Origin of the sequence: Streptomyces sp. H39-S7, assembly GCF_027158205.1 — a bacterium.
GTDB lineage: Bacteria > Actinomycetota > Actinomycetes > Streptomycetales > Streptomycetaceae > Actinacidiphila.
Window position 1 is genome coordinate 15633 of record NZ_JAPVLU010000075.1, and the last position, 13623, is coordinate 29255.

Annotated in this window: 10 protein-coding genes and 5 tRNA genes; 9 read left to right on the top strand and 6 right to left on the bottom strand. The window is 71.1% G+C overall.

The window, feature by feature from the left end:
- Window positions 1-171 precede the first annotated feature (171 nt).
- From O3X23_RS40005 to O3X23_RS40015, 3 genes are all read right to left on the bottom strand, one after another.
- Window positions 172-245: transfer RNA gene (locus O3X23_RS40005), tRNA-Phe, on the bottom strand.
- Window positions 246-249: 4 nt separating this feature from the next.
- Window positions 250-324: transfer RNA gene (locus O3X23_RS40010), tRNA-Asp, on the bottom strand.
- 38 nt (window positions 325-362) lie between these two features.
- Window positions 363-435: transfer RNA gene (locus tag O3X23_RS40015), tRNA-Glu, on the bottom strand.
- Window positions 436-690: 255 nt separating this feature from the next.
- Here O3X23_RS40015 and O3X23_RS40020 point away from each other — a divergent pair.
- The 9 genes from O3X23_RS40020 to O3X23_RS40060 all read left to right on the top strand — a co-directional run bounded on the left by O3X23_RS40020 (window position 691) and on the right by O3X23_RS40060 (window position 10757).
- Entirely contained in the window at window positions 691-1041 is a 351-nt protein-coding gene (locus O3X23_RS40020) for a metallopeptidase family protein (RefSeq protein WP_269278964.1), read from the top strand.
- 172 nt (window positions 1042-1213) lie between these two features.
- Window positions 1214-1678, top strand: a complete 465-nt coding sequence (locus O3X23_RS40025) for a hypothetical protein (protein WP_269278941.1) — start codon at window positions 1214-1216, stop codon at window positions 1676-1678.
- 287 nt (window positions 1679-1965) lie between these two features.
- A complete protein-coding gene (locus O3X23_RS40030) occupies window positions 1966-4323 on the top strand; it encodes a DEAD/DEAH box helicase (protein ID WP_269278943.1) in 2358 nt (785 codons plus the stop codon).
- 217 nt (window positions 4324-4540) lie between these two features.
- Entirely contained in the window at window positions 4541-7579 is a 3039-nt protein-coding gene (locus tag O3X23_RS40035) for an FG-GAP-like repeat-containing protein (RefSeq protein WP_269278946.1), read from the top strand.
- 98 nt (window positions 7580-7677) lie between these two features.
- Window positions 7678-9186 carry an amino acid permease gene (locus O3X23_RS40040; RefSeq protein ID WP_269278949.1) on the top strand — a complete coding sequence of 503 codons (1509 nt, stop codon included), beginning with the start codon at window positions 7678-7680 and terminating at the stop codon, window positions 9184-9186.
- A gap of 137 nt (window positions 9187-9323) precedes the next feature.
- Window positions 9324-9396 (top strand) — tRNA-Lys (locus tag O3X23_RS40045).
- Window positions 9397-9614: 218 nt separating this feature from the next.
- Window positions 9615-9687 (top strand) — tRNA-Lys (locus O3X23_RS40050).
- 117 nt (window positions 9688-9804) lie between these two features.
- A complete protein-coding gene (locus O3X23_RS40055) occupies window positions 9805-10095 on the top strand; it encodes a ribosomal protein L7/L12 (protein ID WP_269278952.1) in 291 nt (96 codons plus the stop codon).
- A 167-nt stretch (window positions 10096-10262) separates the two neighbouring features.
- Window positions 10263-10757 (top strand): GtrA family protein, encoded by a 495-nt coding sequence (locus O3X23_RS40060; RefSeq protein WP_269278954.1) that lies wholly within the window; start codon window positions 10263-10265, stop codon window positions 10755-10757.
- 12 nt (window positions 10758-10769) lie between these two features.
- On the opposite strand, the gene O3X23_RS40065 is transcribed toward O3X23_RS40060, so the two are convergent.
- The 3 genes from O3X23_RS40065 to O3X23_RS40075 form a co-directional block, all read right to left on the bottom strand.
- The gene (locus tag O3X23_RS40065) at window positions 10770-12215 is read right to left on the bottom strand and encodes an MFS transporter (protein ID WP_269278957.1); all 1446 of its coding nucleotides are present in this window, start codon (window positions 12213-12215) and stop codon (window positions 10770-10772) included.
- Between the two features lie 81 nt (window positions 12216-12296).
- Window positions 12297-12791, bottom strand: coding sequence for a MarR family winged helix-turn-helix transcriptional regulator (locus O3X23_RS40070; protein WP_269278961.1), 495 nt, complete (start codon window positions 12789-12791; stop codon window positions 12297-12299).
- Between the two features lie 58 nt (window positions 12792-12849).
- Window positions 12850-13608, bottom strand: a complete 759-nt coding sequence (locus tag O3X23_RS40075) for an endo alpha-1,4 polygalactosaminidase (protein ID WP_269278967.1) — start codon at window positions 13606-13608, stop codon at window positions 12850-12852.
- Window positions 13609-13623 lie beyond the last annotated feature (15 nt).

The following is a 13623-nucleotide window of genomic DNA, read 5'->3' on the forward strand; positions in this document are numbered from 1 at the left end:
GGGGCACCTGGGCCGGGAGATCCGCCGAAAGTCGTTGAATATCGGCCTATCGGCAGGGGTGCTCGCTGCGGGCCCGGGGCGGGCAGTGTGACGGATCGGACAGTGGCGGCCGCGGTGCGACGCCGGGGAACGACGAAGGCCCCGTCCGGAGACGGGGCCTTCGTCGTGCGGTGGCTGGGGCCGGGGTCGAACCGGCGACCTACCGCTTTTCAGGCGGTCGCTCGTACCAACTGAGCTACCCAGCCGCAGCGGTCCTGACGGGATTTGAACCCGCGGCCTCCACCTTGACAGGGTGGCGAGCACTCCAAACTGCTCCACAGGACCTAGCTATGTGTAAGACGAGTCTCACACACGGTAAAGCGTACCCCCAACGGGATTCGAACCCGTGCTACCGCCTTGAAAGGGCGGCGTCCTGGGCCACTAGACGATGAGGGCTAATTGGCCCGCCTTGGGCGCTTGTCGGCGCCGTCGGGGACGAGAGAAGCATATGGGATGCCGCCGGGTATCGCCAAAACGGTTTACCTGCCGGTCGTGGGGGCGGGCCGGGGGCGGGTGAGGGGGCTGCGGCCGGGTGCCCGGAAGGGTGTCCGGGCGCGTGTCCGGACACGTGTCCGGGAAGGGTTCCGGACGGGCGCCCGGAAGTGGTGCCGCACGCCGGGAAATCCGCCGCCCATGACCGACAATGGGCGAGTGCTGGAGATGACGCGCGAGGAGTTCGAGGAACTGGTCGGCGAAGCGCTCGACCGGATTCCCGCCGAGCTGACCCGCCTGATGGACAACGTCGCCGTTTTCGTCGAGGACGAGCCCGACCCCAAGGACCCCGACCTGCTCGGCCTCTACGAGGGGACACCCCTGACCGAGCGGGGCGAGTGGTACGCCGGGGTCCTGCCGGACCGGATCACGATCTACCGGGGACCGACGCTGCGGATGTGCGACAACCGGGACGACGTGGTCGCGGAGACCGAGGTGACGGTCGTCCACGAGATCGCCCACCACTTCGGCATCGACGACGAGCGGCTGCACGCGCTCGGCTACGGGTGACACGGCGGGGGGACGGCGCGGCGCGTGGGTGCCGTGGCGGGAGATCCACGCGGCGCGTGGGTGACACGGCGGGCGCATGACATGGCGGGCGGGGCGTGTCCTGGGGGGCCGCGCGGGCGTTGGGCACCAGAGATCCTGCCCGCCGCGTCCTGACTCCCCGAGGTGCATGCACGTGCCTTCTTCCTCCTCCCGCGCCGCCGCGCGGACCGCCGGAGCCCTACTCGCCGCCACCGCCGTCCTGCTGACGGCCGGTTGCATGAGCACCGGGGACTCGCGGGACGATCCGCGGCCGCAGGGGGTCTCGCCGTCGGCGCGGGTCGACGCCGGCCCGGACGGAACGCGGCCGGACGGCGGCAAACCGGCGGCCGGGGGACACCGGGCGAAGCCGAGCGGTTCGGCGTCCGCGTCCGCCTCCTCCTCCGGGGTGGTGCCGCCGCGGGGCGGCGCCCCCGCGGCCGGGAAGCCGCCGCCGTCCCCGGGCACGCCGTCCGCCCGACCCGGCGGGACCGCGCCCTCCGTCCCGGCGCCCAGCCCGACGCCCTCCGCCACGGTCCCGGCGACCACCGAGCCCCCGGCGCCCACCACCCCGCCGGCCTCACCGCCGGAGTCACCCGTCGAGCCGGCCCCCGCGGCGTAATCGGCTCGTCGGGTGTAACCGGCATCACCGCCGGGGACCGGCGTATCCGCCGTATCCGGTGTAAAGTAGAGGCACAGCAGCGTGCTACCGACCCGACTCCAGCTCGATTGGTCAAGCGGGCCGGAGATGCGTATGCTGGTAGATCGTTTGATCCTAATGCCCGGCGCCGAATCCGAAGAGCGCCGCGTGGCGCGTTCCTTTTCTCCAGGCTGCTGACCGCATTGAGGCGGTTGTATGCGAACCCCGGAGCTGGCGCGTGCCGAGTCTCCGAGAGGTTCAGCTTTAGCATGCCCATTAACACCGCCGACCGTACCGCCATGTCCACGGACGACTCCGTGACTGACGACACCACGATCGACACCACGGCCGTGACGACCGCCGTCGAGTCCCTTGAGACCGACGCCGTCGAGGCCGACACCACCGACAACACCCCTTCCACCGAGGCAGTCGACGCCGCGGACACGGACCTCGTCAACGAGGCCGCCGAGGCCGAAGAGGCCGAGGAAGAGGAAGAGGAATACACGGGCGTCACGTTCGGGGAGCTCGGGCTCGCCGAGGGCATCGTCCGCAAGCTCGCGCAGAACGGCGTCACCAAGCCGTTCCCGATCCAGGCCGCGACCATCCCGGACGCCCTGGCCGGTAAGGACATCCTGGGCCGTGGCCGTACCGGCTCCGGCAAGACGCTCTCCTTCGGCCTCCCGCTGCTGACGCTGCTCGCCGGTGGCCACACCGAGAAGAAGCGCCCGCGCGGCATCATCCTGACGCCGACCCGTGAGCTCGCCATGCAGGTCGCCGATGCGCTGCAGCCGTACGGTGACGTCCTCGGCCTCAAGATGAAGGTCGTCTGCGGCGGTACCTCGATGTCCAACCAGATCTACGCGCTGGAGCGCGGTGTCGACATCCTCGTCGCCACCCCGGGCCGGCTGCGCGACCTGATGAACCGTGGCGCCGCTTCGCTCGACAAGATCCAGATCGCGGTCCTCGACGAGGCCGACCAGATGGCCGACATGGGCTTCCTGCCCGAGGTCACCGAGATCCTCGACCAGGTCCCGGTCGGCGGCCAGCGCCTGCTGTTCTCCGCCACCCTGGAGAACGAGATCGACTCGCTGGTCAAGCGCTACCTGAACGACCCGGTCACGCACGAGGTCGACGCGGCGCAGGGCGCGGTCACCACGATGACCCACCACGTGCTCGTCGTGAAGCCGAAGGACAAGGCGCCGGTCACGGCCGCCATCGCGGCGCGCAAGGGCCGCACGATCATCTTCGTCCGCACCCAGATGGGCGCGGACCGTGTCGCCGAGCAGCTCATCGAGTCGGGCGTCAAGGCCGACGCACTGCACGGCGGTATGACCCAGGGCGCGCGTACCCGCGTGCTGGAGGACTTCAAGGGCGGTCTCGTCAACGTCCTCGTCGCGACCGACGTGGCCGCGCGCGGTATCCACGTGGACGGCATCGGTCTGGTGCTGAACGTCGACCCGGCCGCCGACCACAAGGACTACCTGCACCGCTCGGGCCGTACCGCCCGTGCCGGTGAGTCCGGCACGGTCGTGTCGCTGGCGCTTCCGCACCAGCGCAAGACCATCTTCCGTCTGATGGAGGACGCGGGCGTCGACGCCTCGCGCCACATCATCGGCGGCTCGGGCGTCTTCGACGAGGAGGTCGCCACGATCACCGGCGCCCGCTCGATGACCGACGTCCAGGCCGACTCCGTCCAGAACGCCGCGGCCCAGGCCGAGCGTGAGGTCGCCGAGATGACCCGCGAGCTGGAGAAGCTGCAGCGCCGGGCCACCGAGCTGCGCGAGGAGGCCGACCGCCTCACCATGCGCTCCGCCCGTGAGCGTGGCGAGGACCCGGACGAGGCCGTCGCCGCCAAGGCCCTCGAGATCGCCGAGGCCGCGGCCGCCGAGGCCGCCCGCGTCGCGGCCATCCCGGTCCAGCCCGAGCCGCAGCGTCGTGACGACCGGGGCAACTACGGCCGTCGTGACGACCGTCAGTCCTCCGGTGGCTACCAGGGCCGCGACCGTCGTGACGAGCGCCCCTCCGGCGGCCGTTCCTTCGAGCGTCGTGACGACCGTCCGTCCTCCGGTGGTTTCCGCTCCGGTGGCGACCGTCCGACCGGTGGCCGTCCGTTCGAGCGTCGCGATGACCGTCCGTCCTCCGGTGGTTTCCGCTCCGGTGGCGACCGTCCGACCGGTGGCCGTCCGTTCGAGCGCCGTGACGACCGCCCGTCCTCGGGTGGTGGCTTCAACCGTGACCGTCGTGACGAGCGCCCCTCCGGTGGCCGTTCCTTCGAGCGTCGTGACGACCGTCCGTCCGGTGGCTTCCGCTCCGGCGGCGACCGCCCGACCGGCGACCGCCCGACCGGCGACCGTCCGACCGGTGGCCGTTCCTTCGAGCGCCGCGACGACCGTCCCGCGACCGGTGGCGGCTACCGCTCCGGTGGCAACGACCGCCCGGCCTTCAACCGTGACCGCCGCGAAGAGCGTCCGGCCACCGGTGGCGGCTTCCGCACCGGCGACCGTCCGGTCAACCGCGACCGCCGCGACGAGCGCCCCGCCGGCCGCACCTTCGAGCGCCGTGACAGCCGCCCCGGCCAGACCGGCACCGGCTCGATCGACCGCAAGCCGCGCTGGAAGGCCAACTGAACAGGCCTGAACGCGTCTGACTGAACGGGCCCGCCCGATGCCAACGGCATCGGGCGGGCCCGTTTTTGTTGCTCCTGTTTGCTGTGGGACCCCTGTTAAGATCCGATCACTTGCATGGGGGGACGTAAGCCGGGGGGCTTTCACACCATCGTTGCGCCGACGCGGCGTTCTGCCGCGGTGCCGCCATGCCTTCTTCTCGGATCATCAGGAGGTACGGGTGGCCCATCAGGCCCTCGTCCGCGGCAGTATCGCCGCAGTAACAGCTCTGGCCCTCTCCACCGGTCTCGGTGCGCTGACCCTCCCCACGGCAGTGGCGGCAGACGGTCCCGCCGACGCCGAGGTCGTCATCCCGGCGGGAGTTCGCCCGCTTCCGCTGGCTGAGGACCTCCGGTCCGCAGGGGACGGCGGTTACCTCCACTGGCAGGAGGGGAACAGCGTCCGGCAGTGGACCGACACGGTTTCGGGGGAGAGCCGGGACGTTCCGCGCGCCGACGTGGAGGCCATCAACTCCGGTCTGAGCGCGGTCCAGACGACGACTCCCCGGGCTGTCCAGGTGGAGAACCTCACCACCCGGGTGAAGACCTCGATCGATCTGCCCGCCGGTTTCCGCTGGCTGCCGGCGTTCAACTCGACGGTCACCCTGGCCATCGAGCACTTTTCGGACCCCGCGAACCCGCAGGTCCTGCATCTGCTGCGGAAGACGGACGACGGGACGAAGGATCAGATCGTCACGGGCCTCCCGGCCGGGACCATCTCCCCGTACACCGACGCCCAGGACGCCAGGGGCGCGGTGTTCACCGTGCGCGTCTCGCCGACCGAAGCCCACCGGTTCCTGGTCGATTTCGAGCAGGGGACCGTACGGGAGGTCTTCGCCGGCCAGGCCGGTACCGGCAGCGTCGTCCTCGGCACGGACCAGGTCCTCGGCTACACGCCGGGAGAGCGGGACGTCTACACCGTTCCCCGCGCCGACCCCGGGGCGGCGGCGGTCCGCACGACGCTCCCCGAACCGCCCGCCGGTTCCCCGCCCTTCGTCAAGTTCGGGACGGTCGGCGACTGGGTCGTCTTCAACCGCAACCTGTCCCCCGAGATGCGTGACTACCAGCCCGGCGACCGGCTCGAGGCCATCCCCATCGGCGGCGGCGAGGTGAAGACGCTGCTGCGGTACACCAGCGACTCCCTCACCCACGGCCCCGACGGAAGCGTGGTCGTCGCGGGTGGCAGCGGTCCCCGGGACTGGGCGATCCGCAAGGTCACCGCCGAGCCCGGCGCGGAGCCGGTGGTGTCCGCCCTGCGGGCGCTGCCCCCGGTGACGGCGGGCATCGAGGGGCTGTCGCTGGGCGGCGGACGCCTCCAGCTGACCAGCCTCGCGGACGGCAGTCCGCTCAAGGGCCTGTACTCCTACGACCTGGCGCCGGCCGGCAGCCCGGTGGCGGGCGAGCGCCGGCTCGACTACCGGCTGCTCAACGAGTCCCCCCGCCTGGTCTCCCGGGGCAACGGGCGCTCCGCGTACGCCTCCGGCAGCAGGGTGTTCTCGCCGATCGAGACGAACGTGCTGCAGGCGATCGATCTCCCGGCGACCGTCACCTCCGTGGTGTCCGCCTCGGAGCAGTACCTCGTCGCCAACGCCTCGGACGGCCGGCAGTACGTCGGGGACTTCGAGCACCCCGGGGCGTACGAGATCGTGCTCACCCGGAACATCACCGGGGCGGCGCTGCGGGGCAAGACCCTGTGGAAGGCCGGCACGGTCGCCGGCACCGTCGACTCCTACGACCTGAAGGCGAGGACGACCTCCGCCGCGGTCAACATCGGTTCCGGATGCGTCCCGCAGGAGCTCCAGGTCGTCAGCCACTGGCTGTACTGGAACTGCGACCCGGCCAAGGCCACGGCCAAGGCCGGGGTCTGGGACCTGACGGCCGGGAAGAACGTGGCCGTCGCGCAGGGCGAGGCGCTGCTCGGGGACGGCTTCGTCGTCCGGCGTGACAGCGCGGCGGGCAAGCTCTACCTGACCGACCTCGGCACGGCGGCGACCACGGAGCTCGCGCCCGTCGCGGCCGGGGTCGGCGACGACCGGCAGCGGACGTGGACGGTCGACACGTACGGCGGCCACGTCGCCTACGTGGACGCCGCGCAGCGCGTGCACATCAAGCCCGTGACGATCCCGCGTTCCGCGCTCACGTCGCTCGACGCCCGGATCGGCGCCGTTGTCGACATCTCCTCCTCCGAGCCGGCCGAGAACACCTGGCACGGCACCTGGCAGCTGTCCCGCCCGGCGGCGGGCTGGAACCTGACGGTCAGGAACGTGCGCGGAGCGGTGGTCGCCACCCGGGCCGGCACCGACCGCAGCGGCACGCAGCTCAGCGCGAGCTGGGACGGCAAGGACACCGCCGGTCGCACCGTCCCGAACGGGTCCTACAGCTGGACGCTGACCGCCCAGCCCGCCGACGGCTCCGGCCCCGCCCTGGTGCTCTCCGGCGCGACCGGGCTCAGCGGCAGCACGCCCGTGCTGCGGGACTACGACAGCGACGGGCGGCCGGACCTCTTCGGGCGGAACGCCGCCACGCCGACGGACGTCCGGATGCACATGGGTGCCAACGGCGGCACCTACGGCGGAGCGGTCATCACCGGCGGCTGGCCGGCCAACTCGCTCCTGATCCCGGCGGGCGACCTCAACGGCGACCACGTCAACGACGTGCTGGTGCGCACCTCGACGGGCGAGCTGCGCCGCTACGGCTCGCCGAACCCGGCCGCGGGGTACCAGACGCTGACCACGGGCTGGCAGGTCTACAACACCCTGATGGCCGCGGGGGACCTCAACGGCGACGGGAAGTTCGACCTCGTGGGCCGGGACGCGACCGGTGCGATGTGGCGCCATGACGGCGACGGCAAGGGCGGCTTCCTGGCGGCGCGGACCAAGATCAGCGCCGGGTGGCAGGCGTACACCTGGCTCGGGACGCCCGGTGATCTGACCGGGGACGGGATCCCCGAGCTGCTGGGCCGGGACGCGGCCGGCGTGATGTGGCGGTTCGACGGCAACGGCAAGGGCGGCTTCCTGGCGCCGGTCAAGCTCACGGCCGGGTGGCAGGTCTACAACATCATCCTGGGCGTCGGCGACCTCAACGGTGACGGCAGGAACGATGTCATCGGCCGGGACTCGTCCGGGTTCCTGTGGCGCTACGACGGCACGGCCCAGGGCGGATTCCCCGCGGCCGGCGTCAAGATCGGCACCGGCTACAACATGTACAAGACCGTGTCCTGAGGCCGTACAAGACCGTGTCCTGAGGCGTCGCCCGGTTCTCCTGAACCGGTGACATCCGCGGTGCATGTCATGCCCCCAGCAAGGGAACTGCTGGGGGCATGACAACTATGCGTACGGATCAGCCGGCGGATCCCCCCGAGGGCTCCGACGAGGAGCGGTTGCGGCAACTGGGGTACACCCAGGTGCTGGCGCGGCGGATGTCGGCGTTCTCGAACTTCGCGGTGTCGTTCACGATCATCTCGGTGCTGTCCGGGTGTCTGACGCTGTACATGTTCGGCATGAACACCGGCGGCCCGGCGGTCATCATGTGGGGCTGGGTGGGCGTCGGGCTGATGACGCTCGTGGTCGGGCTGGCCATGGCGGAGGTCTGTTCCGCGTATCCGACCTCGGCCGGGCTGTACTACTGGGCGCGGGCGTTGGCGCCGGAGCGCAGCGCCGCCGCCTGGGCGTGGTTCACCGGCTGGTTCAACGTGCTCGGGCAGGTCGCGGTGACCGCGGGCATCGACTTCGGGGCGGCGAGCTTCCTCAACGCCTATCTGACGCTGCAGTTCGACTGGCCGGCCACCCCCGGGCACACGATGATCCTGTTCGCCGGGATCCTCGTGCTGCACGGCGTGCTCAACACCTTCGGGGTGCGCATCGTCGCCCTGCTGAACGACATCAGCGTGTGGTGGCACGTGATCGGCGTGGCCGTCATCGTCGGGGCGCTCGCGATCGTCCCCGACAGCCACCAGTCCACGTCCTTCGTCTTCACCGAGTTCGTCAACAACACGGGGTGGAACAGCAGCCTCTACGTGGTGCTGATCGGCCTGCTGATGGCGCAGTACACCTTCACCGGCTACGACGCGTCCGCCCATATGACCGAGGAGACCCACGACGCCTCCGTCGCCGGGCCGCGCGGCATCGTCCGGTCCATCTGGACGTCCTGGGTCGCCGGGTTCGTGCTGCTGCTCGGATTCACCTTCTCCATCCACAGCTACAGCGGGGCCCTGGGCAGCGACACGGGCGTGCCGCCCGCGCAGATCCTCATCGACGGGCTCGGCGCGACCGGCGGCAAGGCGCTGCTGCTCGTCGTGATCGTCGCGCAGCTCTTCTGCGGTATGGCGTCGGTCACGGCCAACAGCCGCATGATCTACGCGTTCTCGCGCGACGGTGCCCTCCCGTACTCCCGCGTCTGGCACCGCATCAACGAGCGCACCCGCACGCCCACCAACGCGGTCTGGCTCGCGGCCCTCGGCGCGATGCTGCTCGGCCTGCCGTACCTGATCAACCCCACGGCCTACGCGGCGGTGACGTCGATCGCCGTGATCGGCCTCTACATCGCCTACGTCATCCCGACGTTCCTGCGGCTGCGCAAGGGCGACGCCTTCGAGCGCGGGCCCTGGCACCTGGGGCGCTGGAGCCGGCCGGTCGGGATACTCGCGCTGGGGTGGGTGGCGCTGATCACCGTGCTGTTCATGCTGCCGCAGGTGAGCCCCGTCACGGCGAAGAGCTTCAACTACGCACCGGTGGCGGTTCTCGTCGTCCTCGGCTTCGCCGCCACCTGGTGGCTGGTCTCCGCCCGTCACTGGTTCCTCAAACCGGCCACCGGGAAGACCACCGACTGAGCCGGGGAGCGCCGGGCGCGGCGAGGGGAGGGCGGGGGCGTGGGCAGGGGTGGCGTCCTGCCGTCGTCCGGGCACAGATCATCCGCAGCCGATAAGACTCGGACCTGCGCCCCTCGCCGGGCTATGCTGCGGGTTGCGGGCCATTAGCTCAATTGGCAGAGCAGTGGACTTTTAATCCATTGGTTGTCGGTTCGAGTCCGACATGGCCCACAGCGAGAGCCGCAGGTCGTCCCCGGATGACCTGCGGTTTCTCTGCGTTCGGGGTGGCCGGATCCGGCCCCCGCCCGACCTCCGCCGCCCGGCTGCCCCAGGCCCGTCCCGCGCTCCCCCCGTGCCCGTCCCATGGCTCATCGGCGGCTGACCAGCGGCTGACCGGGGGCGATGCGGCGGGACCCGGCCCGGCGCCCGGCTATGCTGGGAGGAACAACGGGCCGTTAGCTCAATGGTTAGAGCAGTGGACTTTTAATCCATTGGTTGTGGGTTCGAGTCCCACATGGCCTACCCGCAGGCGTACCGGTCTCGCCACCGGCGTCCTGCGAGAGCGCCCCGGTCGGGTTTCCCGACCGGGGCGCGCCTCTGTCCCGGCACGGTACGGACCCTTCGGTAGGGTCGTCCGGTGTGACGTACATAGTGGTGTTGATCGCGCTGGTCGGCTTCGGCGCGTTGTTCTCCTCGCTCGAGCGGAAGGTCGACCGGGTCGAGCGCAGGCTCCGGCTCATGGAGCGCCGTCAGGAGCTGATCCTGACTCACCTCGGCGTCGAGGATCCGATCTCCCCCGACCTGCGGGAGATCGTGGAACTCGTGTGCCAGGGCAAGAAGATCCAGGCGATCAAGGTCTACCGCGACCTGACGGGCGCCGGGCTGAAAGAGGCCAAGGAAGCGGTCGAGCGGCTGCCGGGAAGCGCCTGACCTGCGAGGGAACGGCCGCCCCAGGGGTCCTCGGGGGAGATCGTCAGGGGTGCCGGTAGGGGGCGGGGTAGGGATAACCCCCAGGAGTTATGGGGCATGAGCCGGATGGGTCGGGGGAGTCCGGTGCGGCAGAGTCGGTGACACCCGCCACTGACAAGGAGTTCGACATGGCCGCCACCTCGGTACCGGCACCGGCCCCCACCGGCCCGCTGGCGGCGTTCGTGCGCTTCGTGGTCTGTGGAGGGGGAGTTGGGCTGCTGTCCAGCGGGGCTCTGCTGCTGGTCTCCGGCCATGCGCCGATCGCGCTGGCGAACGCGGTGGTGACCGTCGTGTCCACCCTGCTCGCCACCGAGCTGCACGGCCGCTTCACCTTCCGGGCGGGCCACGCCCGACTGGCCGACCACCTGAAGTCCGGTCTCACCGCCACCATCTGCTACCTGTTCACCACCGGCGCCCTGCTCGCCCTGCACGCGGTCCACCCGAACCCCGGGCCGCTGCTGGAGCAGAGCGTCTACCTCTCGGCGTCCGGCCTGGCGGGCGTCGGACGCTTCGTGGTCCTGCGGGTCATGGTCTTCGCAACGGGCGCGAGGGCCGCGGCCGGCACGCGCTCGGTCGGCCGCAAGCCCCTGCTGACCCGCCGGGCCGTCACCGTCGCCGCGTGACCCGCACCTCGCTCAGGCCGGGCGGCGGCGGGCCGGGAGGGTCGTGGCGGCGAGGACCAGGGCCGCCGCGATCAGCCCGGCTCCGACCGTGAAGGCCAGGTGGTAGCCGCCGGTCAGCGCCTCGGGGGCGGATCGTCCGGTGCTCAGCAGGTGGGTGGTGCGGGAGGTGGCGAGGGTGTTGAGGAGTGCCAGGCCGAGGGCGCCGCCGATCTGCTGGGTGGTGTTGAACAGGCCGGAGGCGACACCGGCGTCCCGCTCGGTGGCACCGGACATGCCGAGCCCGGTCAGGGCCGGAATGGCGAGGCCGAAGCCGGCGAGGGACAGCATCACGGGCAGCAGGTCGGTGAGGTAACCGCCGTGCACGGGGACGCGGCTGAGCAGCAGGAGCCCCGCGAGCAGCAGCGCCAGACCGGAGACGACCATCGTGCGTTCACCGAGCCGGCCGGTCAGGCGGGCGGAGAAGCCGAGCGAGACGATCCCGATCACGACGGCGGACGGGAGCATCGCCAGACCGCTCTTGGCGGCGCCGTAGCCGAGCACGTGCTGCATGTAGAGGACGACGAGCACCTGGAAGCCGAACAGCGCGGCGATCATCAGGACCTGGATCGCGTTGGCCCCCGACACCTGGCGGGAGCGGAACACCCGCAGCGGCAGCAGTGGGGCCGAGGCCTTCGCCTGCCGGAGGACGAACCCGGCGAGCAGGGCGGCCGTGAGGGCGCCGAGACCGAGGGTGCGGGCCGAGGCCCAGCCGGCGCCGCCGGCCTGGACGATCATGTAGACGCCGAGCATCAGGCCGGCGGTGACCAGCGCGGCGCCTGTCGCGTCGGCCCCGGAGCGCAGGCCGGGGCCGCGGTCGGGCACGAGGGTACGGGCGGCCAGCACACCGGCGGCGACGCCGATCGGCAGGTTGATGAAGAAGATCCAGTGCCAGCTCGCGGACTGGGTGAGAACGCCGCCCAGCACCAGGCCGATCGAGGCCCCGGCGGCACCGACGAAGCTGAACGCGCCGATCGCCCTGGCCCGTTCCCGCGGCTCGGGGAAGAGCGTCACGATCATTCCCAGACTCACCGCCGAGGCCATCGCGCCGCCGACGCCCTGGACGAACCGGCCGGCGATCAGCAGAGCGGGGGTGCCGGCCACCCCGCACAGCAGCGAGGCGGTGGTGAAGAGGGCGATGCCCGCCAGGAACATGCGCTTGCGGCCGATCAGGTCGCCCAACCGTCCGGCGAGGAGCAGCAGGCCGCCGAACGCGATCAGGTAGGCGTTGACCACCCAGGCGAGGTCCGGCTGCGAGAAGCCGAGGTCGCTCTGGATGGCGGGCAGCGCCACGGTCACGATGCTGCCGTCGAGGATGACCATCAGCATTCCCGCGCACAGGATCGCGAGCGCCAACCAGCGGGACCGGTCGGGGGCCGGCGGCTGCGGCCGGGTCCGCGTGGTCGATCTCGTCAGCGACATGACGTCTCCCTCTGCAAGGCGTTCGGGGCCAGGAAGAGAGACGCTAGCAGATAGTTTTGTTGTAGACGATATTCTTCGGGACTAGATTCGTGCCTCCCGGGCCCTTCGCACCGGGCGCGGTGATTCCACGGGGGTGGCCAGCCGGCCTTCGGTCAGCCGCTGCACGGCGGCGGCGAACACCTTCCGCTCGGCCTCCGGGAGCGTGCCGAGCACCTCGCTGTGGATGCGGTCGATGATCACCAGACCGTCGGTGATGTGCTGGACGCCGGCCTCGGTGACCGAGATGATCCGCGCCCGGCGGTCCGTGCTCGAAGGGCGGCGCTCCGCGAGGCCGGCCTTCTCCAACTCGTCCATCGTCACGACCATCGTGGTCTTGTCGAGGTCCGCGAGCTCCGCCACCTGCGCCTGCGTCAACTCCCCGGTCAGCGCGTGGGCCAGCACGCAGTGCAGCCTCGGCGAGCTGTCGATCTCGGCGAGCGCCGCCGTCAGCTCCGTGGTGAGCACATGCGCGATGTGCTTCAGCTGGAAGGTGAGATCCGGGACGCGTCGTGCGGGCGGTGTCGCCTGGGGTGCCATGCCGCGAGGGTAACAAGACTCGTCCTCTACGGGATCTTCCCGTAGAGGACGACCGGGCTCAGCAGGACTGCCGCCACGCGTCGAGGTTGAGGTGCTTGTAGACCGAGCTGAGGCGGAGCCGGCGGGTGGTGGGGCAGAAGTCCGCCGTCGGCACGGAGTACTCGGCGTGGAAGACCGCCTTGCCCGCGGTGATGAACGGGGTCAGCTCGTCGCACTCGTCGTACTGTGCGCACTCCTCGTTGACCGCGAAGTCGAAGTCGCCGACCAGCTCCGGGATCTGCTCCAGGTCGTTCTTGAGGCCGACCGCCATCCCGCGCTCGTGGGCGAGCCCGGCGAGCATGCGGTTGTAGGCGAGCTGGTCGGCGGCGGTCAGCGGGAAGCCGGAGCGGTTGGTGTAGGCGTCCATGAGGTCGGGCTCGACCGCGTCGAAGCCCTTGGCACGGCACATGTCGAAACGCCGCGCCATCAGGGGCCGCAGCAGGTCCCTGCGGCGGATGTCGAGCCAGCGCTCGCCGTTCCAGCCGTTGCCGAGGCCAAGGAGGGCGGCGGGGAACGCCGTCCGGTCGCTGCGGTACTCCTCCCAGGCGCCCGCGTTGACGTAGCAGATGACCTTGCGGCCGGCGGCGTGCAGCCGGGCGACGGTGGCGGCGTCGTTCTCGAAACCGTCGATGTCGTAGACGGGTACGTCGACCCGCGTGTCGACCTTGCCGCTGAGCTGCCACTGCCAGGCGCTGCCGGGGTGCGGTCGCCAGCGGTCGGCGGGCGGGGCGGGGATGGGGGAGGGAACGCGGGAGGGGGCGTGGGACGGAGGACGGATGTCCGGGGTCGGGAC

Bases quoted from the DNA above. Each gene is read 5' to 3' on its own strand.
- O3X23_RS40065 (WP_269278957.1), bottom strand. From the start codon at position 12,215: ATGTCGCTGACGAGATCGACCACGCGGACCCGGCCGCAGCCGCCGGCC.
- O3X23_RS40070 (WP_269278961.1), bottom strand. From the start codon at position 12,791: ATGGCACCCCAGGCGACACCGCCCGCACGACGCGTCCCGGATCTCACC.
- O3X23_RS40030 (WP_269278943.1), top strand. From the start codon at position 1,966: ATGCCCATTAACACCGCCGACCGTACCGCCATGTCCACGGACGACTCC.
- O3X23_RS40060 (WP_269278954.1), top strand. From the start codon at position 10,263: ATGGCCGCCACCTCGGTACCGGCACCGGCCCCCACCGGCCCGCTGGCG.
- O3X23_RS40040 (WP_269278949.1), top strand. From the start codon at position 7,678: ATGACAACTATGCGTACGGATCAGCCGGCGGATCCCCCCGAGGGCTCC.